33 protein-coding genes are annotated in these 20901 nt (G+C 44.2%); 3 read left to right on the top strand and 30 right to left on the bottom strand.

The window, feature by feature from the left end:
• Positions 1 to 3 precede the first annotated feature (3 nt).
• The 11 genes from CCC70_RS04780 to rpmJ all read right to left on the bottom strand — a co-directional run bounded on the left by CCC70_RS04780 (position 4) and on the right by rpmJ (position 7786).
• Positions 4 to 621 (bottom strand): WYL domain-containing protein, encoded by a 618-nt coding sequence (locus tag CCC70_RS04780; RefSeq protein ID WP_015526952.1) that lies wholly within the window; start codon positions 619 to 621, stop codon positions 4 to 6.
• Positions 622 to 630: 9 nt separating this feature from the next.
• Positions 631 to 1359 carry a type 1 glutamine amidotransferase gene (locus CCC70_RS04785; RefSeq protein ID WP_015526951.1) on the bottom strand — a complete coding sequence of 243 codons (729 nt, stop codon included), beginning with the start codon at positions 1357 to 1359 and terminating at the stop codon, positions 631 to 633.
• A complete protein-coding gene (locus CCC70_RS04790) occupies positions 1356 to 2690 on the bottom strand; it encodes a MurT ligase domain-containing protein (RefSeq protein ID WP_287084375.1) in 1335 nt (444 codons plus the stop codon). Before CCC70_RS04790 ends, CCC70_RS04785 begins: the two co-directional genes overlap by 4 nt.
• A gap of 30 nt (positions 2691 to 2720) precedes the next feature.
• The gene (locus CCC70_RS04795) at positions 2721 to 3425 is read right to left on the bottom strand and encodes a phosphatidylinositol-specific phospholipase C/glycerophosphodiester phosphodiesterase family protein (RefSeq protein ID WP_227588377.1); all 705 of its coding nucleotides are present in this window, start codon (positions 3423 to 3425) and stop codon (positions 2721 to 2723) included.
• 379 nt (positions 3426 to 3804) lie between these two features.
• Positions 3805 to 4068 (bottom strand): LytTR family transcriptional regulator DNA-binding domain-containing protein, encoded by a 264-nt coding sequence (locus tag CCC70_RS04800; protein WP_287084376.1) that lies wholly within the window; start codon positions 4066 to 4068, stop codon positions 3805 to 3807.
• Positions 4069 to 4266: 198 nt separating this feature from the next.
• Complete coding sequence (locus CCC70_RS04805; protein ID WP_021976084.1) at positions 4267 to 4803, bottom strand: bL17 family ribosomal protein; 537 nt, start codon at positions 4801 to 4803, stop codon at positions 4267 to 4269.
• A 91-nt stretch (positions 4804 to 4894) separates the two neighbouring features.
• Positions 4895 to 5854 carry a DNA-directed RNA polymerase subunit alpha gene (locus CCC70_RS04810; RefSeq protein ID WP_059085345.1) on the bottom strand — a complete coding sequence of 320 codons (960 nt, stop codon included), beginning with the start codon at positions 5852 to 5854 and terminating at the stop codon, positions 4895 to 4897.
• 84 nt (positions 5855 to 5938) lie between these two features.
• Positions 5939 to 6532 (bottom strand): 30S ribosomal protein S4, encoded by a 594-nt coding sequence (gene rpsD / locus CCC70_RS04815; RefSeq protein WP_015526943.1) that lies wholly within the window; start codon positions 6530 to 6532, stop codon positions 5939 to 5941.
• Positions 6533 to 6548: 16 nt separating this feature from the next.
• The gene (gene rpsK / locus CCC70_RS04820) at positions 6549 to 6941 is read right to left on the bottom strand and encodes a 30S ribosomal protein S11 (protein ID WP_015526942.1); all 393 of its coding nucleotides are present in this window, start codon (positions 6939 to 6941) and stop codon (positions 6549 to 6551) included.
• Between the two features lie 55 nt (positions 6942 to 6996).
• A complete protein-coding gene (gene rpsM, locus CCC70_RS04825; RefSeq protein WP_008707282.1) occupies positions 6997 to 7365 on the bottom strand; it encodes a 30S ribosomal protein S13 in 369 nt (122 codons plus the stop codon).
• A 307-nt stretch (positions 7366 to 7672) separates the two neighbouring features.
• Entirely contained in the window at positions 7673 to 7786 is a 114-nt protein-coding gene (gene rpmJ / locus CCC70_RS04830; protein WP_003022746.1) for a 50S ribosomal protein L36, read from the bottom strand.
• Positions 7787 to 8006: 220 nt separating this feature from the next.
• Between rpmJ and CCC70_RS04835 the strand changes: the two genes are divergently transcribed.
• From CCC70_RS04835 to CCC70_RS04845, 3 genes are all read left to right on the top strand, one after another.
• Positions 8007 to 8738 (top strand): YoaK family protein, encoded by a 732-nt coding sequence (locus tag CCC70_RS04835; protein WP_287084377.1) that lies wholly within the window; start codon positions 8007 to 8009, stop codon positions 8736 to 8738.
• A gap of 319 nt (positions 8739 to 9057) precedes the next feature.
• Entirely contained in the window at positions 9058 to 9783 is a 726-nt protein-coding gene (locus tag CCC70_RS04840; RefSeq protein ID WP_287084378.1) for a UTRA domain-containing protein, read from the top strand.
• Positions 9784 to 9939: 156 nt separating this feature from the next.
• Positions 9940 to 11262 (top strand): sodium-dependent transporter, encoded by a 1323-nt coding sequence (locus tag CCC70_RS04845; RefSeq protein WP_287084379.1) that lies wholly within the window; start codon positions 9940 to 9942, stop codon positions 11260 to 11262.
• Between the two features lie 385 nt (positions 11263 to 11647).
• Here the strand turns inward: CCC70_RS04845 and infA are convergent, their stop codons facing one another.
• From infA to rplV, 19 genes are all read right to left on the bottom strand, one after another.
• The gene (infA, locus tag CCC70_RS04850; RefSeq protein ID WP_005428560.1) at positions 11648 to 11866 is read right to left on the bottom strand and encodes a translation initiation factor IF-1; all 219 of its coding nucleotides are present in this window, start codon (positions 11864 to 11866) and stop codon (positions 11648 to 11650) included.
• A gap of 34 nt (positions 11867 to 11900) precedes the next feature.
• Entirely contained in the window at positions 11901 to 12659 is a 759-nt protein-coding gene (gene map, locus CCC70_RS04855; RefSeq protein ID WP_015526936.1) for a type I methionyl aminopeptidase, read from the bottom strand.
• A gap of 2 nt (positions 12660 to 12661) precedes the next feature.
• Positions 12662 to 13306 (bottom strand): adenylate kinase, encoded by a 645-nt coding sequence (locus CCC70_RS04860; protein WP_015526935.1) that lies wholly within the window; start codon positions 13304 to 13306, stop codon positions 12662 to 12664.
• A 98-nt stretch (positions 13307 to 13404) separates the two neighbouring features.
• A complete protein-coding gene (gene secY / locus CCC70_RS04865) occupies positions 13405 to 14718 on the bottom strand; it encodes a preprotein translocase subunit SecY (protein ID WP_015526934.1) in 1314 nt (437 codons plus the stop codon).
• Positions 14718 to 15158, bottom strand: coding sequence for a 50S ribosomal protein L15 (gene rplO / locus CCC70_RS04870; RefSeq protein WP_015526933.1), 441 nt, complete (start codon positions 15156 to 15158; stop codon positions 14718 to 14720). Before rplO ends, secY begins: the two co-directional genes overlap by 1 nt.
• A gap of 12 nt (positions 15159 to 15170) precedes the next feature.
• Positions 15171 to 15350 carry a 50S ribosomal protein L30 gene (rpmD, locus tag CCC70_RS04875; RefSeq protein ID WP_015526932.1) on the bottom strand — a complete coding sequence of 60 codons (180 nt, stop codon included), beginning with the start codon at positions 15348 to 15350 and terminating at the stop codon, positions 15171 to 15173.
• 13 nt (positions 15351 to 15363) lie between these two features.
• Positions 15364 to 15873, bottom strand: a complete 510-nt coding sequence (gene rpsE, locus CCC70_RS04880) for a 30S ribosomal protein S5 (RefSeq protein WP_015526931.1) — start codon at positions 15871 to 15873, stop codon at positions 15364 to 15366.
• A gap of 17 nt (positions 15874 to 15890) precedes the next feature.
• Positions 15891 to 16259, bottom strand: coding sequence for a 50S ribosomal protein L18 (gene rplR / locus CCC70_RS04885; protein WP_015526930.1), 369 nt, complete (start codon positions 16257 to 16259; stop codon positions 15891 to 15893).
• Between the two features lie 17 nt (positions 16260 to 16276).
• Entirely contained in the window at positions 16277 to 16816 is a 540-nt protein-coding gene (rplF, locus tag CCC70_RS04890) for a 50S ribosomal protein L6 (RefSeq protein WP_015526929.1), read from the bottom strand.
• Between the two features lie 96 nt (positions 16817 to 16912).
• Positions 16913 to 17314 carry a 30S ribosomal protein S8 gene (gene rpsH / locus CCC70_RS04895; protein WP_015526928.1) on the bottom strand — a complete coding sequence of 134 codons (402 nt, stop codon included), beginning with the start codon at positions 17312 to 17314 and terminating at the stop codon, positions 16913 to 16915.
• 81 nt (positions 17315 to 17395) lie between these two features.
• A complete protein-coding gene (locus CCC70_RS04900; RefSeq protein ID WP_015526927.1) occupies positions 17396 to 17581 on the bottom strand; it encodes a type Z 30S ribosomal protein S14 in 186 nt (61 codons plus the stop codon).
• Between the two features lie 13 nt (positions 17582 to 17594).
• Entirely contained in the window at positions 17595 to 18134 is a 540-nt protein-coding gene (rplE, locus tag CCC70_RS04905) for a 50S ribosomal protein L5 (RefSeq protein ID WP_021650765.1), read from the bottom strand.
• A gap of 22 nt (positions 18135 to 18156) precedes the next feature.
• A complete protein-coding gene (gene rplX / locus CCC70_RS04910) occupies positions 18157 to 18468 on the bottom strand; it encodes a 50S ribosomal protein L24 (RefSeq protein WP_021650764.1) in 312 nt (103 codons plus the stop codon).
• An 11-nt stretch (positions 18469 to 18479) separates the two neighbouring features.
• Positions 18480 to 18848, bottom strand: a complete 369-nt coding sequence (gene rplN / locus CCC70_RS04915) for a 50S ribosomal protein L14 (RefSeq protein WP_019162495.1) — start codon at positions 18846 to 18848, stop codon at positions 18480 to 18482.
• Between the two features lie 13 nt (positions 18849 to 18861).
• The gene (rpsQ, locus tag CCC70_RS04920; RefSeq protein WP_021650763.1) at positions 18862 to 19116 is read right to left on the bottom strand and encodes a 30S ribosomal protein S17; all 255 of its coding nucleotides are present in this window, start codon (positions 19114 to 19116) and stop codon (positions 18862 to 18864) included.
• An 18-nt stretch (positions 19117 to 19134) separates the two neighbouring features.
• Complete coding sequence (gene rpmC / locus CCC70_RS04925) at positions 19135 to 19344, bottom strand: 50S ribosomal protein L29 (protein ID WP_021650762.1); 210 nt, start codon at positions 19342 to 19344, stop codon at positions 19135 to 19137.
• Positions 19334 to 19771: a 50S ribosomal protein L16 gene (rplP, locus tag CCC70_RS04930; RefSeq protein WP_015526924.1), complete on the bottom strand. Its 438-nt coding sequence runs from the start codon at positions 19769 to 19771 to the stop codon at positions 19334 to 19336. The genes rpmC and rplP overlap by 11 nt, the downstream gene beginning before the upstream one ends.
• Positions 19771 to 20427, bottom strand: a complete 657-nt coding sequence (rpsC, locus tag CCC70_RS04935; protein ID WP_015526923.1) for a 30S ribosomal protein S3 — start codon at positions 20425 to 20427, stop codon at positions 19771 to 19773. Before rpsC ends, rplP begins: the two co-directional genes overlap by 1 nt.
• An 11-nt stretch (positions 20428 to 20438) precedes the next feature.
• Complete coding sequence (gene rplV / locus CCC70_RS04940; protein ID WP_015526922.1) at positions 20439 to 20828, bottom strand: 50S ribosomal protein L22; 390 nt, start codon at positions 20826 to 20828, stop codon at positions 20439 to 20441.
• Positions 20829 to 20901: the final 73 nt, after the last annotated feature.

The following is a 20901-nucleotide window of genomic DNA, read 5'->3' on the forward strand; positions in this document are numbered from 1 at the left end:
CTCCTATAAGCCTTTATAGTCCTTTGCCAGTGATTTCAGATAGTCTCTGTAGGCGGCTGCAGATTTCTTGGGTTTCAGGATACGTACACTGCCGCCCATCCCGGTCAGCCAGCCGTAGAATTTTCCATTTTCCGGAAGCTCTGCAGTTACCGTCAGATCTCCGCTATCTTTCATCTTATATTCTGCATCTGTGCCGAAAAAGTCACGCACCTCCGCCTGTACAGCTCCGGTACAGAGAAGTTTTATTTCTTTTTTTATGGTTCCGGCTGAAGCCTCAAGAAGCTTCCGGTACCCTGTCACAGAGGTCTCATGAATATCTTTAGTTTCATGAATCTCCTTAGCTTCCGCAGTCAGCCCAGGTTCTTCAGACGGCTGTTCCTCTCCGGCACTCTCACCGGCAAGATAATACCCACCCGGCCGTTCTCTTGTATAACGGATATCCATTCCAAAAGAACGTAATACCTCCACATCATCATAAATGCTCTTTCGCTCTGCACGGATTCCCTGTTTCTCAAGATTCTCAAGGATCTTCTGCATAGATATTACCCGATGCTCCCCTGTTTCCCGCAGCATTTTTTCAAGGTACAGGATCTTCGCCTTCTGATTGTTTGATTTTGCCATACTGCCCTCTTATCCTTCGTTTTTTACAAAGCGATGGAAAATATAGGAGTTTGCCTCCTGTTCCTCGCTGTCGTCCAGTTTCTCAAGTTCGATCTTTTTACCGTATTTCTTTTCCAGTGCACGGCTGATCAGAAGATCTGCAAGCTGCGGGTTCTTGGGAAGAAGCGGTCCGTGAAGATACGTACCGATCACATTTTTGTATACAACCCCTTCCTCACCGGATTGTCCGTCATTTCCGTATCCTGACAAAACCTTTCCCAGGGATCTGTTGTTTCCGATGGTGGTACGCCCTCCATGATTTTCAAAACCTACGATGGGCATATCAAAAAGATCGCTCTGCATCACAATGTTTCCAATAAGGCGGCCTTTTCCCTGCTCAGTGCTCATATCTACAAGCTTCAGACCCTCGATCATTCCCTGATCCGTCTTATAATAATTTCCAAGGAGCTGATACCCTCCACAGATTGCGATCACAACTCCATTGTCTTCCACATACGCCTTGAAATCCTTCTGGATTTCCTTCAGCTTTTCACATACCAGCATCTGTTCTCTGTCGGAGCCACCGCCAAGAAGTACGATATCCAGTTTGGAAAAATCAATTCTGTCATCCAGTTCATAAGCTATGGTTTCTGCCTCGATTCCTCTCCAGAGACAGCGCTTCATCAGACACTGGATATTTCCTCTGTCACCGTAAAGGTTCAGAAGATCCGGATATAAATGCCCTATCGTTATCTTCATTTCTCACCCTCCAGTTTCTTCAGGATATTTCTGGTGCCAAACAGCGCCGTATAATTTACAAGTACATAAAGATTGCCGCATCCATCCCCGATTCGTTTGCGGATGGCTGTCTCCACATCATTTTCCAGCATGGACGGGATATCCACATATTTCAGACGGAGGCGCATATCCTGACAGCGGACACCACTGACTGTGATGGAATTGATATTGTCCCCTCCGAAAAGATCAAAATCCACATCCCAGAGCCAGGAGATATCTTTTCCATCCTGTGCATTATCATTGATCACAATGATGATATCCTTTGGTGATCCGTCCTGCATCACAGCTGAAATGTTCTGGTTAAAACCGGCCGGATTCTTGGCAAGATTCAGAACAACACTGGTGCCCTTGATCCGAAACTGTTCATTGCGTCCGTTTTCCGGATTAAACTTCCGGAGCATCTCATTAAAATGCTCCGCCTTAAAGCCTGCGGTACGAATTCCCGCATAGGCAGCCAGAATATTATACACATTATAGAATCCCTTATAATTGGCCACGATCCGTTTATCCTCCACTGTAAAGGCAATCTGATCATCCACCTTCACATCTGTGGCATCAAAGTCGATCTCCGGACGTTTAAAGCCGCATTTCGGACATCTGTAGTCTCCCAGCTGACTGTAATGATAGAAGCTGTAGATCAGCCTTTCTCCACAGCACTTACAGAACCGGCCCTCACGGATCTCGTTTGTTTTGTTCTCGATCACCGGTTTGCTGATCCCGTAGGTTACAAAAGGATTTCCGCAGTCCATGGCAAGATATGCAGACAGTGCATCATCACCATTGACAATGACCTTCATATCCGGAACCTTTTTCATCATTTCTTCCAGGATGTTCATAGTGATATCGATCTCGCCATAACGGTCCAGCTGATCACGGAACAGATTGGTCATAACCATATAATCCGGTCTGATCCTTGTGAACACATGTCTTGTGGATGCCTCATCCACCTCGATACAGGCATAATCCGCATCCAGTTTTCCGCTGAATTTTGCCCCCAATACAAAGGCTGCCACAACTCCGTTGAGCATGTTGGAACCGGTATGATTGCAGATGACCTTTTTTCCCTCTGCCTCAAGGCCTGCGCACAGCATGTTATTGGTTGTGGTCTTTCCGTTGGTTCCGCATACTACAAATATTTTTTCTCTTACCTGAGAAGAAAGCTCTTCCAGGATATCCGGACAGATCTTCATCGCGACCTTACCGGCCCAGGTCACACCCTGCCGGCCCATAAGCTTACAGACATGTCCTGTGATCTTTGCTGCCATCACAGCAATGGTTGTTCTTATTTTCATAATCTTCTGATTCCTTTGTTTTTATTTCTCTTACCACAGATCTTCCGCTGTCAGGAAATCGGTACAGATTCCTTCTGCTCCCTGCGAAATGTATCTTCTGGCCTGGTCACGGTCATTAACCGTATAAACATACAGACTGATCCCGTTTTTTTCAAAGATCTTCTCCGTTTCTTCTGACCAATACTCCCAGTATACTGTTGCTGCCGGAATTCCCTTTTCTTTACAGAAGGATGCAATATACTCCAGCTCTTCCACAGAATACTCCTGCCACAGTGAATATACATAGGAAGGAAAAGAATAGAGCATGGCCGTTCCGGGAAACATTGCTTCATTGTAGATTTCCGGAATGATCCGATCCAGCGTCTCACCGGCACCTGCATTCCTGGCGATTTCCACATAATCACTGTAATCCTCCAGTGTTCTCTGATAATTGCGAAGAGAATACTGTTTGGAATCGATCAGCACATATGCATCCGGATAATCTTTCAGAAGAAGGAAAAAATCCTCCAGTGTCATGGGGGTGTATTTCCCATATATTTTACTTTGTCTGAATTCCTTTTCTGTAAGGACTTTTTTTCCGTTGCCATCCCACTGTCCCATGGAATCGTTCCAGTTATGCCTGCAGACCCATACTCCATCGGATGTCCTGGAAAGATCCAATTCAAAAAGACGAACTCCCTGTTCATACATGAACAGAAATCCCTCTCTGGAATTCAGGTAATCCTTTCCGTCCATACCTCCCAGAGCATGCGCAATGGTCCTGTAGTCCTTCCAGCTAAATCCTCCTGATGTATTCCGGGCAGTTTCTGTTTCCGGGAAACTACCTCCCAGAAGAAAAAGCGATACAAACAGTATTTCCAATGTCAGTATAAAACGTCGCATCATCTCAGGCAACAAAAAAATGCACAAGACGTAAAGGAAAACATTTCCTCGCTGCTTTCCTTTTTATCTTCTGCAAATTTATCATATCCGGGAACCTGTCCCAAACCATTCCTATATTGTTTCTGTCCGGTAATACCAAAAGTCCCACCGACCATGTTTATCATCCTTTCGCATACGTGTAGTCGTATTTCATACATTACCGATTGTACGCTAAAAAAGGATAATAATCAAGTTAATCCTCTTCTTCCTCGTCATATTCCTGCTGAAGTCTCAGATATTCATCATATTTCTCGTGTGCATTCCGATTATAGGATCGGGAGATCGGCATTACATGCTCTCCGATATGGAAGCTGTTATTTTCAGCTCCTGTGACCCGTTCCATATTTACTATAAAGCTCTGATGACACCGCAAAAATGTACCGTCGTCAAGCTGTTTGTGAAGTCTTCTCGCATCCGCCTGCATATCATCACAAATGGCAATGGTCATCATCGTCATATTTATGTATCCCCTTTTACTCCATCATTGTTACTTTTTGTTCTATATATTATACCATGATTTGTTATTCAAATTATGATATCTTAATGTAATTTATGGTCGAAAACCCACCATTTATGCATTTTTTCGAGTTTTTTGGAATATTAAAAAAGGACATCTGCATTTCTGCAAATGTCCTTTAAATCGGTCAGAAGTAAATTATACAAGCTCGATAAGAACTTCCATTGCTGCATCGCCTTTACGCTGTCCGATCTTAACGATTCTTGTGTAACCACCGTTACGATCTGCGTATTTCGGAGCGATCTCGCTGAACATCTTGTCAACCATGTCAACTTCTTTTGTATTTTTCTTTCTGCCAGCGCCCTTAGCAGGAACCTCTGTTACAGGATAGAAAACTTTCATCATCTCACGACGTGCATGAAGTCTGGAAGGAGCATCTTTCTTGATCTCTTTCTGAACTTCATCGTAAACTGTTTTCTTTTTGCCGTCTACGACTTCTTTTACACGTTTTCCGTCAGCATCTTTACGAGCAACCTTAGCTGTTACTGTAACTGTCTCGAAATTGTCTTTCTCACGTACAGCCATAGCGATAAGTCCCTCAGCGATCTTACGGATCTCTTTAGCCTTAGCTTCTGTTGTCACGATCTTTCCGTGATGAAGAAGGTTTGTAACCTGATTTCTGAGAAGTGCTTTTCTCTGGTTAGATGTTCTGCTTAATTTTCTATATTTTGCCATTTTATTATCCTCCATCTGTGGGACACCAGGACATGCTTGTTCGGTCTTACTGTCCTGCTGCTGACACCCCACTCATTACTCTGTTTCCGGATTATTCCTCTGTAGGCTGGAGCTGAAGTCCCAGCTCTTTGAGTTTTGCAAGTACTTCCTCTAAGGATTTGCGGCCCAGATTACGAACCTTCATCATATCGTCAGAAGTCTTGTTGCATAATTCTTCAACCGTATTGATACCGGCTCTCTTAAGGCAGTTGTAGGAACGAACAGAGAGCTCAAGCTCATCAATGCTCATCTCCAGAACCTTTTCCTTCTCATTGTCTTCTTTCTCGATCATAACCTCTGCGGTCTTAGCATTCTCGGAAAGATCAATGAACAGGTTTAAATGCTCGCTGAGAACCTTTGCTGCAAGGCTGACTGCCTCATCCGGATCAAGTGTTCCATTGGTATATACATCCAGTGTAAGCTTGTCGAAGTCAGTTACCTGACCAACTCGTGTATTCTCTACGATCATGTTGACTCTGTCTACCGGTGTATAGATTGCATCCACTGCGATCATACCGATCGGCATGTCATCGGTTTTGCCTTTGTCTGCACTGATATAGCCACGTCCCTTGGTAATGGTAAGCTCCATGGCCAGTCTGCAGTCTTTTCCACCGTTCAGGGTTGCGATCACCTGATCCGGGTTCATGATCTCAATATCCTGATCTGCCTGGATATCAGCTGCTGTAACAACACCTTTGCCCTCACACTCAATGTATGCGGTCTTCGGCTCATTGTCACTGCTGTGATTCTTAATGGCAAGAGATTTCAGATTCATGATGATTTCGGTCACATCTTCCTTCACGCCCGGAATGGAGCTGAATTCATGAAGTACACCATCGATCTTCACCTGGCTTACTGCAGCTCCCGGAAGGGAGGACAGCATAATTCTTCTTAAAGAATTGCCAAGGGTAGTACCATAACCTCTTTCCAGAGGCTCTACAACGAATCTTCCAAACTTCTTATCTTCGGATATTTCGGTTATTTCGATTTTTGGTTTATTGAAATCAAACACTATAAGGTTCCCTCCTTCTGGGTTAATCAACATTCGAGGGTATTACCAATTTTTATAACTGTAGACACAGTAAACAGTTACTAATTATTTAGAATACAGCTCGACGATAAGCATCTCGTTTACAGGAACATCGATCTGCTCTCTTGTAGGAAGCTCTTTAACTACACCCTTCAGGTTCTCCTGATCAACGTCGATCCACTCCGGAACAAGTCTTCCGCCAGTGATCTCAAGGATTCCTTTATATCTCTCAGAGCCTTTGCTCTTCTCTCTGATCTCAATTGTGTCTCCTGCTTTGCACAGGTAGGACGGAATGTTTACACATTTTCCGTTAACAAGTACGTGCTTGTGATCTACGATCTGACGAGCCTCTCTTCTTGTTCTGGCAAATCCCATACGGAAAACGATGTTGTCAAGTCTGCTCTCAAGCATAACCATAAGGTTCTCACCTGTCTGGCCCTGCATTCTGTCGGCTTTCTTGTAGTAGTTACGGAAAGGTTTCTCAAGAACTCCGTAGATAAATTTTGCTTTCTGTTTCTCTTTTAACTGAAGACCATACTCAGACACCTTGCGGTTTGCACGTTTTAACTGTCTTGTGGACTTCTTATCAATTCCTAAGTAAATCGGATCCAGGCCAAGGGATCTGCATCTTTTCAGAACAGGTACTCTATTTACTGCCATTTCAACTACCTCCTAATTAGACTCTTCTGCGTTTTGGTGGACGGCATCCGTTGTGAGGAACCGGAGTTACGTCACGAATGCTGGTTACTTCAAGTCCGCATGCCTGAAGCGCACGGATTGCAGCTTCACGGCCTGAGCCCGGGCCTTTTACCATAACGTCTACTGTTTTTAATCCATGAATTAAAGCAGCCTTTGTTGCAGTCTCTGCTGCCATCTGTGCTGCATAAGGGGTAGATTTCCTTGAACCTTTAAATCCAAGACCACCGGCACTTGCCCATGAAAGAGCGTTTCCTTCGTTATCTGTCAGTGTGACGATTGTATTGTTGAAGGAAGACTGAATGTGTGCCTGTCCGTGTTCAACGTTTTTCTTGACACGACGTTTTGTCGTTTTCTTTGTAACTTTTGCCATTTTAAAACTAACCTACACTTTCCTTTTATTGAAATTAATTAGTTATATCTATAAATTATTTCTTCTTGTTTGCAACAGTTCTCTTCGGTCCCTTGCGAGTTCTCGCATTTGTCTTAGTCTTCTGACCACGAACCGGGAGTCCTTTACGATGACGGATACCTCTGTAGCATCCAATCTCCTGCAGTCTCTTAATGTTAAGGGCGATTTCCCTTCTCAGATCACCTTCTACTGTCATTGTCTCATCAATAACAGCACTCAGTCTCTTAACCTCGTCATCAGTCAGATCTCTGACACGTGTGTCAGGATTAACCTCTGCTTTAGCAAGAATTTTGTCTGCGCTTGGTCTACCAATTCCATAAATATAGGTAAGACCGATTTCAATACGTTTCTCTCTTGGTAAGTCTACACCAGCTATACGAGCCATGTACTGTTTCCTCCATTTTCTGTTTCTGAAAGTTCCGCATATCGTATGTCACTTGCTCTCGCAAGGTGAAATGGGACATATCGACCTGCCTCTTTCTTTTCAAGTTTCCTAATTGGGGTGCCTCGGTAAAACACCCAGCTGTAATTGGCGAATCACAGCCTTTCCGAAATTGCGGATCTTAACCGCTGTTGCCTCTCGGTATTAGGCAATACATGCTTATTATCTGTTCAGTAGAACAACCCTGCCGGGTGTTTCATACTGCAGCCGCACGTTTCACAAACATTCCAAAGAAGTTCCGATATGGAAATCAACCCTGACGCTGTTTGTGCTTCGGGTTCTCACAGATGATTCTGATGGATCCCTTTCTCTTAATGACCTTGCACTTCTCGCAGATCGGCTTTACAGATGATCTTACTTTCACTGGAAATCCTCCTTCCGTAAATTAGTCTCATATCTGCAGTTTCACAGGCGCACTCATACACAGTATTTGCGCGCTTGAAATATATACTAACACCTGTTTTCCTGAAATGCAAGAAAAATTTAAAAAATTTTTGATTTTTTTTACAGACTGTATTATAATGGGTGGCAAAGTCCGGCAGACATATGGAATCTGCCTATTTTAATGAAAGGAATCTTTACATATGCATACGGAAATGAAATATCGTTTTCTGATACATTACACCTTATCTTTTATCGGTGGATACCTGGGGCTTTATGCCATTGTGTCAAGAGCAGATCTTTTCGGCAATGCCCAGACAGCCAATCTTATTGGTGTTGTGCGGGATCTCATAGGCAGGAATTTTTCGGATATGCTTCTGCGTGTGGGTGCGCTTCTCATATATATGGCTGCTGTTATCCTTACGGTCTGGATCCCAGAGCATTTTTCCGCAGATCTTCGTTTTATCAGTATCGGGATCGATATCTTTGCGATCCTGCTCCTGGGATTCTTTCCTTCCGGAATGTCTCCGGTTGTGGCTCTTTACCCCGTGTTCTTTGCAATGCCTTTCCAGTGGTGTACCTTCAAGGCTCCCGGCGGATATAACAGCTCCACGATCTTTTCCACCAACAACCTTCGCCAGTTCACCACAGCTGTCACTCAGTTCCTTATGAAAAAGGACAGCGCACAGTGCGATAAAGCAAAATTCTACGGAATGACGTTGCTTTCTTTTCATACAGGTGCAGCTTTGTCTCTGATCCTGTATATGACCTGCGGTCTCTCAGGCGTATGGCTCTGTCTGGTTCCTGCCTTCTATGCTGTATGGCTGATCAGTGCAGACCGGAATACCGCAGCCGATACACCGGCAGTTACCCGAAGCACAGCTTCTGACGGCAGCAACTTCAGGAATCTTTCCTATAAGAAAAAAGAGGCCTGACTTTATTTTAGCTTTGATAAAATAAGAGGAAATGTGATCTGTTTTTACACTGTCACATTTCCTTTTTTGTTTACGCGTAAGCCCCTCTGGCGCTTACAGCTTATATGCGTTCGAAATCCAGTATCATGATTTTGAATGGCCGCAAATTGATTTCATCTATATTTCTCATACTATCCTCATAACATATCAATATGCTCTGTAACTTGTTTAAACATTTCACAGTATTTACATTGCACTTACCGGGAAAATCTTTTATAATTATTCCAGAAATCATAAATCCTGCTATATATTTTTGACCGAACATGAATGGAGAATTGAAATGCCCAAAAGTATTTACGAAGATATCTATAAAGATCTGAAAATGAAAATAGAGGACAACACCTTTGCCTATCAGGAGCTTCTGCCTTCCGAAAACACTCTGATCCAGACTTACGGCTGTTCCCGCAATACCCTGCGCCGTGCGGTCAGTCTTCTTGTCAGTGACGGCTATGTACAGACCATGCAGGGAAAAGGTGTCCGCAATATCTACCGTCCAAACGAGAAGACTGCTTTCACCATCGGAGAGATCGAAACCTTCAAGGAATCTGCTGCAAGGAACGGTCAGAATGCCCATACGGAGGTGGCTCTTTTTACAGAGCTTTGTATCAGCAAAAATCAGTCAGCTTACACAGGATTCCCCGCTGGTGCAGAAGTATATTATATTCAGCGTATCCATTATCTTGAAGATATCCCGCTGATCATCAACCATAATTATTTTCTGAAGGAATCCGTTCCCGGCCTTACTGCCGAGATTGCCAGTCATTCCATCTATGAATATCTGGAACAGGTGCTTCATATGACCATTGTCAACAGCAAACGTATCATGACTGTGGAAAAGGTTACAGAAATTGATGAAAAATATCTTCATCTGAATGTAAAGGATTATAACTGCGTGGCTGTGGTGTCCAGCCAGACTTATAACAGTGACGGTGTGATGTTTGAGTATACCCAGTCACGGCACAGACCGGATTATTTTCGATTTTATGATAATGCCCTGCGCCGATGAGCCCAGCTCATAACTGCTTCGCAGCTATACGGTTATGAGCAGGTGACAAATGTGACTCACAAATATCCGCCTAGATCTGTATAGATGCTGCAGTTTCCTATTTTCCAAAATTATGTTATACTGAAACGATCAACGGAGAGAGGAAATTTTATTTTTATGAAAAAACGAGAATCTTTTAACAGCCGCTGGGGGTTCATTCTGGCCTGCATCGGGTCTGCGGTTGGAATGGGAAATATCTGGATGTTTCCCACCAGAGTTTCCCTGTATGGCGGGGGATCGTTCCTGATCCCGTATTTTATTTTTGTGGCACTGATCGGCTTTACCGGGGTGATCGGTGAGATGAGCTTTGGCCGCGGGACACGTTCCGGGCCCATTGACGCTTTCGGCATGGCCTGTGAAACCAAATGCAGACGAAGGCTGGGCGAAACACTGGGCTGGATACCGGTGATCGGTGCACTGGCCATGGCTATCGGTTATACGGTTGTTATGGGATGGATCTTCCGATATATGCTCGGAACCTTTACAGGATCTACCCTGGCACCGGCAGATATTGAGTCCTTTGGCGCCAAATTCGGAGGCATGGCTTCTGCCTGGGGAAATAATCTCTGGCAGCTGGCTGCTCTTGTGATCTGCATGTTTATCCTGATGTACGGCGTTGGAAGTGGTATCGAAAAAGCCAATAAAGTGATGATGCCCATCTTCTTTATTCTGTTTGTGATCCTTGGCATCTACGTTGCATTTCAGCCGGGAGCTGCTGCCGGATACCGCTATATCTTCCGCGTGGAGCCGGAAGTTCTGGCAAAGCCTTCCACCTGGATCTTCGCACTTGGACAGGCATTTTTCTCCCTGTCTGTTGCAGGCAACGGTACACTGATCTACGGATCTTATCTTCCGGACAGCGAAGATATCCCTGCATCTGCTGCAAGGGTAGCCCTTTTTGATACTCTGGCTGCTATGCTGGCAGCACTTGTTATCATTCCGGCCATGGCTACCACAGGTGCCAAGCTTGACCAGGGCGGTCCCGGACTTCTGTTCATCTACCTGCCGCACCTGATCAAAACCATGCCTGGCGGACGGATCATTGCCATCATCTTTTTCGTAGCTGTGTTCCTTGCAGGCATGACCTCGCTTATGAACCTTTATGAAGCTCCTATTGCCACAGTTCAGGAAAAAACAGGTCTTGGCAGGATTCCTTCCTGCATGGTGATCGCCGTGATCGGCGTTGTGGTTTCGCTTCTTATCCAGGGCATTGTTTCTGACTGGATGGATGTGCTTTCCATCTATATCTGTCCTCTTGGCGCAGGACTTGCAGGGATCATGTTCTTCTGGATCTTCGGCCGGAGCTATGTGGAAAGCCAGGTCAGCAAAGGCTGTGCGAAACCATTCACGAAATATTTTTACCCGGTGTGTAAATATCTTTATATTCCGGTGTGCTTTCTGGTGCTGATCCTTGGTGTTGTGCTGGGCGGGATCGGATGATAAGGTGATAACATAAGTAAAATAAAAAATTATCTGCATAAACAAATCCCCCGAAAAATGATTTTTTAATCATTTCCGAGGGATTTTTATGTTTTATCTTATAATATTCGTAAAGCTGGGATTTTCGATTTGCTGCATATCCTGAATACACTCACTTCACAGTTTGTCAACAAGTTTAAGTTTTACACTGATTTCCAATTATTCTACATTCTTAGAGTGTATCCGGTTTCTCCACTTCGTAATCAGACCAGGAAGCAATTGTATCGCTGCCTGAGAAACGTAAAAAAATGTGAGTGATAAACTCCACTTCAAATTCTTTTTCTGCAGAAAAGGCAAAAAAAGACCCGGCAGCTTAACGCCACCAGGTCGTCTTTTACAATATTTCTTATTTATCTCTCCAGATGATTCTTCCTTTGGAAAGATCATACGGAGAAAGTTCGATCGTTACTTTATCTCCCGGGAGAATACGGATAAAATTCATACGGAGCTTGCCACTGATATGTGCAAGTACCACATGTTTGTTTTCCAGTTCCACTTTAAACATCGCATTAGGCAGTTTCTCCAGAACAGTGCCTTCTACTTCGATCACATCTGCTTTTGACATTTTTTACCTCCTATGTCATGACAACAATTGCTGCTTACAGATTCGTAAGCGTCAGAATCTCTGGTTCCCCATCGGTGATGAGGATCGTGTTTTCATAATGGGCGGAAAGTGAACCATCCATGGTTACCACTGTCCACTCATCGTCCAGCCATGCCACGTCCGCACGACCAAGGTTGATCATGGGCTCGACGGCCAGGGTCATTCCCGGAAGGAGCTTGATGCCCCTGCGCTTCTGCGGGAAGTTTGGAATCTGCGGATCCTCATGAAGATGAGTTCCGATTCCATGTCCTACAAGGTCACGTACAATACCATAACGGTATTTCGCTGCGTGGGCTCCGATGGCTTTGGAAATATCATTTAAATGATTTCCGGCTTTTGCCATTTTCAGTCCTTCAAAAAAGCACTCTCTTGTAACCTTAATGAGCTGCTGTGCTTCTTTGGATACTTCACCTACCGCATAGGTACGTGCTGCGTCAGAATGGTAGCCCTTATAAATCAGGCCGGCGTCGATCTTAACCAGATCCCCGTCCTGGATAATCTTCTCCTCGGATGGAATTCCATGCACAACCTCATCATTCAGGCTGATGCAGAAAGAAGCCGGAAAACCTCCGTAGTTCAGAAAGTTCGGAATACAGCCCATAGACCGGATCATTTCTTCTCCGATCTTATCAATCTCTTTGGTGCTGACACCCGGTTTGATGTAAGGGATCAAACCGTCATGCACCTTCTCAAGAAGATGGCCTGCTTCTCTCATAAGTTCGATTTCATGCTGTGTCTTAATTGTTACGGACATTCTTATTCTCCTAAGATGTCAACGATCTCCTGGAATACCTCATTCAGATCCCTGGTTCCGTCTACCGTCTTCAAAACACCCTGTGTGGTGTAATAGTCAATCAATGGCTGTGTCTGCTCATGATAAACATTCAGACGCTTCTGAACTGTTTCCGGCTTGTCATCATCACGGAGTACAAGCTTGTCACCACAGGTATCGCAGACCCCCTCTGTCTTCGGTGCTGCAAATACAACGTGATAAGTTGCACCACATTTCACACATGCACGGCGTCCGCCCATACGTTTCACGATGTTATCATCCGGCACATCCACATCGATCGCATAGTCAATTTTGCTTCCAAGTTTGTTCAGAGCCTCTGTCAGACATTCTGCCTGCGGAATTGTTCTCGGGAAACCATCCAGAACATACCCTTCCCTTGCGTCATCCTGCTGGATTCTGTCAACAACAAGGTCGCAGGTCAGTTCATCCGGAACAAGAAGTCCCTGATCCATGTAAGTTTTTGCTTTGTTTCCAAGCTCGGTACCGTTTTTGATGTTAGCACGGAAAATATCTCCTGTGGAGATGTGCGGAATCCCATATTTCGCCGCAATTTTCTTAGCCTGAGTACCTTTACCTGCCCCCGGTGCACCCAACATAATAATTCTCATAGCATACCCTCCATTTTCCTGTTTTCTGCCTGATTTTCAGACAGTCCTGTTTACAAATCAAGGCTGCGACACTTTCGCACCGCAACCTTCATTTTCAATTAGTTCAGGAAGCCTTTGTAATTACGTACAAGCAGCTGAGATTCCACCTGCTTAACGGTCTCCAGGATAACACCTACGATGATGATGATAGATGTACCGCCGAAGGAAACATCCGCACCGAACACACCGTTGAAGAAGAACGGTATAACGGCCACGATAACAAGACCTACTGCACCTATAAATATAATATAATTCAGGATTTTAGTCAAATAATCTGAAGTCGGTTTTCCCGGACGGATGCCTGGGATAAAACCGCCCTGCTTTTTGATATTATCGGCTACTTCCAACGGATTAAAGGTAATTGATGTATAGAAGTATGCGAAGAATACGCAAAGTACCACATACACAATCAGACCCCAGCTGTACTGGATCTGACTTGGATTACACCAGTTATTGGAGGAAAGTCCTCTTAAGATCTCACTTCCGATGCCCGTTCCGTTTCCTTTGCCAGCGAACTGAGCAATGATCGACGGGAAAGACATGATAGAGGAAGCAAAAATAACCGGGATAACGCCGGCAGTATTTACCTTGAGCGGGATGTTTGTGGACTGACCGCCCATCATTTTACGTCCAACCATCTTTCTGGAATACTGAACCGGAATTCTTCTCTCTGCTCCGTTGAGGATAAGTACGAGCACTACAACAAACAGAATAATCACAGCAATGATGCAGGCTGCAAGCATTCCTTTTGCAATTGTTTTGCCCTTGACGAAGTTCTCATAAAGAAGGGACATATCACTCGGGATCCTGGACACGATATTGATAGTCAGGACGATGGAAATACCATTTCCAATGCCCTTCTCTGTAATACGCTCGCCCAGCCACATAAGCATTGCGGAACCCGCTGTTAAACTTGCAACAACTACGATTCCTTTAAGGAAGCTCATGTTCGGGATCATACCCTGACGTCCAAATCCGATTGCCATGGCAACAGACTCAAACAGAGCAAGACCAACCGTTACATAACGTGTGATTGCTGTAAGCTTTTTTCTTCCTTCTTCTCCGTCACGCTGCATCTCTTCCAGTGCCGGAATGGCAATGGTAAGAAGCTGAATGATAATGGAAGAAGTAATGTAAGGTGTGATGTTCAATGCGAAAATTGACATCTGAGTAAAGGAACCGCCGGTGAACGCATCAAAGAAATTGAATGCGTCACCGGTATTAGATTCAAACCACTGCTTAAAGAAGTCACTGTCGACTCCCGGTACAGGAAGCTGGGATCCGATTCTGATCACGAATATCATCCAGATCAGATAGAGAAGCTTTCTTCTCATTTCCTTTACTTTGAAAACACTCTTAAGAGTCTCAAACATTAGATCACCTCTACTGTACCACCAGCAGCTTCAATTTTTGTTTTTGCAGTCTCGCTGACAGCGTTTACTTTAACATTAAGTTTTTTTGTAAGCTCGCCGTTTCCAAGGATCTTAACACCATCACCGATCTTGGAGATTGCACCGCTTGCAAGTAAGCTGTCAACTGTAACCTCTGCGCCATCCTCAAAACGATTGAGAACGTCTACATTGATTGCGATAATTTCTTTAGAGTTTCTGTTAGTGAAACCTCTCTTAGGAAGACGTCTGTATAAAGGCATCTGACCTCCCTCGAATCCCGGTTTCTTATGTCCGGAACGAGCAAGCTGTCCTTTATGTCCTTTACCAGCAGTTTTGCCGTTTCCTGAACCATGTCCACGGCCTCTTCTGAAGTTATCGCTATGCTTGGAACCCTCTGCGGGTCTTAAGTTTGATAATTCCATTCTGGCACCTCCTTAATCTTCTACTTTTACCAGGTGCTGCACCTGCTGAATCATTCCTCTGGTTGCAGCGTTGTCTGGCATCTCAACTGTTTTATGCATCTTTGTAAGACCCATAGCTTTTACAGTTTTTTTGTGTTTCGGTACTGCACCGATTGGAGATTTTACCAGTGTAACCTTGATTGTATCTGCCATTTCCATATCCTCCTTAACCCAGAATCTCATCTACAGATTTTCCGCGGAGCTTTGCAACCTCTTCCGGAGTCTTTAACTGGCTCAGGCCTGCGATTGTTGCCAGAACTACGTTCTGTTTATTTCTGGAACCCATACATTTTGTACGGATGTTTTTGATACCTGCAAGCTCGATTACGGCACGTGCCGGGCCACCGGCGATAACTCCAGTACCTTCCGGAGCTCTCTTCAGAAGCATCTCAGCGCTTCCGAATTTTCCGATGAAGTCATGTGTAATGGAATTGTTCTCGTCTCTTGCAACAGTAACAAGCTTCTTCATAGCGTCCTCTTTACCTTTGCGGATCGCCTCCGGAATTTCTGCTGCTTTTCCTAAACCTGCACCAACGTGTCCATTGCCGTCACCTACAACAACTAAAGCTGTGAAACGGAAGTTACGACCACCTTTAACAACCTTGGTAACACGCTTGATTGATACTACTTTATCTTCTAACTCTAACTGACTAGCATCAATAAGATTACGTTTCATGTGTTCTTTTCCTCCTCTTAGAATTTCAGTCCAGCTTCTCTTGCTGCATCTGCCAGTGCTTTAACTTTTCCGTGGTAGATATATCCACCTCTGTCGAAAACAACGCTCTCGATACCAGCCTCAACAGCTTTTTTACCGATCACTGTTCCAACTTTTGCTGCAGCCTGTACATCATCAGTGTTCTCAAGCTCTGCTTTTACGTCCTTCTGGAGAGTAGAAGCGGATACTAAAGTTTTACCAACTGTGTCATCAATAATCTGTGCATAGATGTGCTTGTTGGAACGAAATACTGCCAGACGAGGAGTAGTTGCAGTTCCGTTTAAATGATGACGTAATCTTCTATGCTTCTTTTCGCGAATTTCGCTTCTGGATGCTTTGTTAATCATATTCTCACTCTCCTTAATTATTTCTTACCGGTCTTACCGACTTTACGTCTGATAACTTCGTCAACGTACTTGATTCCCTTGCCCTTGTATGGCTCAGGTCTTCTCTTGTCTCTGATCTCAGCTGCGTACTGGCCAACTTTTTCTTTGCTGATACCAGATACGATGATCTTGTTTCCGTCAACTGTGGACTCAAGACCTTCTGGATCTTCCATCTCTACCGGGTGAGAATATCCGAGGTTAAGTACAAGTTTCTTGCCCTGCTTAGCAGCTCTGTAACCAACACCGTTAACCTCAAGCTCTTTTTTGTATCCTTCGCTTACACCAACAACCATGTTGTGGATAAGGCTTCTTGTTAAGCCGTGAAGGGCTTTGATTCTCTTTAAGTCGTTCGGTCTTGTTACAACTACATGACCGTCTTCAACTTTGATCTCTAACTCTGTCGGGAGTGCTCTCTCAAGTGTTCCCTTAGGTCCTTTTACTGTTACAACGTTTCCATCTGCGACTGTAACCTCAACGCCAGCTGGAATTGCAACCGGAAGTCTTCCGATTCGTGACATAAATTTGTCCTCCTTACTTAGATTGTCGGAGAGGGCCCATGCCCTCTCTGTTTTCAGTTTAAAAGCTATATGACTGCTTCGTTAAGCGGCTTTGGCCTACCAAACGAATGCAAGTACCTCGCCACCAACCTGAAGCTTACGAGCCTCTTTGTCAGTGATAACGCCTTTGTTTGTGGAAAGGATTGCGATACCAAGTCCACCAAGAACCTTCGGAAGCTCATCCTTGCCTGCGTATACACGAAGACCTGGTTTGGAGATTCTCTTAAGTCCTGTGATGATCTTCTGGTTTTTGTCCTCACCATATTTCAGTGTGATGTGAAGAGTTTTAACAACTCCATCCTCAACCAGATCATATTTTGCGATGTATCCCTCATCTACAAGGATGTTTGCGATAGCAATTTTCATCTTGGATGCCGGTACGTCTACAGTGTCATGTTTTGCAGTATTTGCGTTACGGATTCTTGTAAGCATATCTGCGATCGGATCGCTCATTGTCATGTAAGTTTCCTCCTCTTTCTTCAGACTTTACATGTCGTGTGAATATTATTTAAATGATTAAAAAGTTGCTTTCGCCTCGGCCTACCAGGAAGCTTTCTTAACACCCGGGATCTGACCTTTGTATGCCAGCTCACGGAAGCAGATTCTGCAAATTCCGTATTTTCTCAGGTATGCATGTGGACGGCCACAGATTCTGCAGCGAGTATACTCTCTTGTGGAGAATTTAGCTTTACGCTGCTGTTTAATTTTCATTGCTGTCTTAGCCATGAATCTTTTCCTCCTATTTAGCAAATGGCATGTTGAATAATGTCAGTAATTCGCGTGCCTCTTCATCTGTTTTAGCAGTTGTAACGAAGATAACGTCCATTCCTCTTACTTTATCAACCTTATCGTACTCAACCTCTGGGAAGATCAGCTGCTCTTTGATACCAAGAGCATAGTTTCCTCTGCCGTCGAATGCGTTCGGGTTAACACCACGGAAGTCACGTACACGTGGAAGAGCAAGGTTGATAAGACGATCAGCGAACTCATACATCTTCTCGCCTCTCAGAGTAACTTTACATCCGATCGGCATACCCTCTCTGATTTTGAAGTTAGCGACAGATTTTTTAGCTTTTGTAGCGATTGCTTTCTGTCCTGTAACAAGTTCCATATCTGCAATTGCAGCGTCAAGAAGTTTAGCGTTCTCTTTTGCCTCGCCAACACCCATGTTAACAACGATTTTCTCGAGTTTTGGCACTTCCATTACGTTTTTGTATCCGAATTTCTTGGTCATGGCATCCATGATCTCGTTCTTGTAAAGATCTTTTAATCTACTCACCTTTATATGCCTCCTCTCTTAATTAATCGATTGTCTTTCCTGTTGCTTTGGCAACACGAACTTTTTTGTCTCCATCCATCTTGAATCCAACTCTTGTAGCTTTTCCGTCTACAACGAGCATTACGTTGGAGATATGAAGCGGAGCTTCTTTTGTCACGATTCCACCGTTCTGATTAGCTGCGGACGGTTTAGCGTGCTTTGTAACCATGTTTACGTTCTCAACAACTACTGTGTTGTCTTTTACGTTAACTGCAAGGACCTTTCCGTCCTTACCTTTATCTTTTCCAGCGATTACCTTTACAGTATCACCTTTTTTAATTTTCATAGCTGACATTCGGCACCCTCCTATAATACTTCCGGAGCTAAGGAAACGATCTTCATGAATTTCTTCTCACGAAGCTCTCTGGCAACTGGTCCAAAGATACGTGTTCCTCTCGGAGTTAAGTCATCCTTGATAATTACGGCAGCATTTTCATCGAAACGGATGTAAGATCCGTCTTTACGACGAGCGCCTTTTTTAGTTCTAACAACTACAGCTTTAACAACGTCACCTTTTTTAACAACGCCGCCTGGTGTTGCATCTTTAACCGTAGCAACGATTGTGTCACCGATGTTTGCATATCTTCTTGTAGAGCCGCCCATAACACGAATACAAAGGATTTCTTTTGCACCAGTGTTGTCGGCAACTTTCAGTCTAGTTTCCTGCTGAATCATACTGGTTTCCTCCTTATTTAGCTTTCTCTACGATCTCAACCAGTCTCCATCTCTTGTCCTTGGACAGCGGTCTGGTCTCCATTACCTTAACGGTATCTCCGATGTTGCACTCATTGTTCTCGTCATGAGCTTTTAATTTATATGTTCTCTTCACGATTTTTTTGTAAAGAGGATGTTTTACATGGTCTTCAATTGCAACTACGATGGTCTTATCCATTTTGTCGCTGATAACCTTACCCACGCGGGTTTTTCTCAGATTTCTTTCCACGATCTATGTCCTCCTGTCCTATTTGGAAGCGTTTGCCTGCTCAGTGATTACTGTCTGGATTCTGGCAATATTTTTACGAACCTCTTTGATTCGTCCTGTATTGTCTAACTGGTTTGTTGCATTCTGAAATCTCAGATTGAAAAGCTCTTTTTTAGCAGCTACTAATTCTTCATTCAGTTCTGCAACTGACTTTGCTTTTAAATCTTCCACGAACTTATTAATTTTCACTGTTATCACCGCCTTCTAAGTCTGCACGAGAAACGATTTTACATTTACATGGTAACTTGTGCATTGCAAGACGTAATGCTTCACGGGCAACCTCTTCGGACACGCCTGCAATCTCAAACATAACACGACCTGGTTTTACTACTGCTACCCAGTACTCCAGAGCGCCTTTTCCGGAACCCATTCGAGTCTCAGCTGGTTTAGCTGTTACCGGTTTATCCGGGAAAATCTTAATCCAAACTTTACCGCCACGTTTGATGTAACGGGTCATAGCAACACGGGCTGCCTCGATCTGATTAGATCTGATCCAACATGGCTCAGTAGCAACAAGACCGAAATCACCATAGTTGATAACATTGCCTCTAAGGGCTTTTCCTCTCATGGAGCCACGGAATTGTTTACGACGTTTTACTCTTTTTGGCATTAACATTATTTATCGCTCCCTTCCTTAGTTCCTTTTGTCGGAAGAATCTCACCATTGTAGATCCATGCCTTAACACCAACTTTACCGTATGTGGTGTCTGCTTCCGCAAAGCCATAGTCAATATCTGCACGAAGTGTCTGAAGCGGGATTGTTCCCTCGCTGTAGAACTCTGTACGAGCCATATCAGCTCCGCCGAGACGTCCGGATACGGAAGTCTTGATTCCCTTAGCGCCAGCCTTCATTGTTCTCTGCATTGTGGACTTCATAGCACGTCTGAAGGAAATACGGTTCTCAAGCTGAAGAGCAATGTTCTCAGCAACCAGCTGTGCATCTTTGTCCGGTCTCTTAACTTCTTTGATGTCAACGATAAGCTTCTTGTCTGTGTATTTCTGAAGCTCAGCTTTAACTTTCTCGATCTCTGCGCCGCCCTTACCGATTACGATACCAGGTTTTGCTGTGTAGATGATGATCTTAACTCTGTCAGATGCTCTCTCGATCTCGATTTTGGAAACACCTGCGCTGTATAATTTCTTTTTAAGGAATGTTCTGATGTTGTAGTCTTCTACCAGGTAGTCAGCAAACTTGTCTTCTGCATACCATCTGGAATCCCAATCCTTGATAACTCCGACTCTAAGGCCATGCGGATTAACTTTCTGTCCCATGCTTTTCCTCCTTACCTTTCATCAAGCACAACTGTGATATGGCTAGTTCTCTTCTCGATTCTGTAAGCTCTACCCTGTGCTCTCGGCTGAATTCTCTTCATTGTAGGTCCCTTATCTGCATAGCATGCTGCAACATAAAGGTTGTCTGCGTTCATTCCGTTGTTGTTCTCAGCGTTTGCTACTGCTGACTCAAGCAGTTTTTTGATCACGCTGGAAGCGTATCTCGGATTGTATGTCAGGATACCAAGTGCTGTCTGTACATCTTTGCCACGGATCGCATCTAATACGTAGCAGGCTTTCTGAACAGAAATTCTTGCATAAGATAACTTTGCAGACGGCCTTGTCTCTCTATTATTCTCATTTCTGGCTCTCTTTATCTGGCTTCTATGTCCTTTTGCCATCTTAAAGTGCCTCCTTTCTTAAATTCGATATCTAAGTTATCTGCCAGCTGTCTTAAATTGACAGCGGGCAGTT

Origin of the sequence: Blautia sp. LMAG:89 (assembly GCF_008679485.1) — a bacterium.
In the GTDB taxonomy this organism is placed as follows: domain Bacteria; phylum Bacillota; class Clostridia; order Lachnospirales; family Lachnospiraceae; genus Blautia_A; species Blautia_A fusiformis.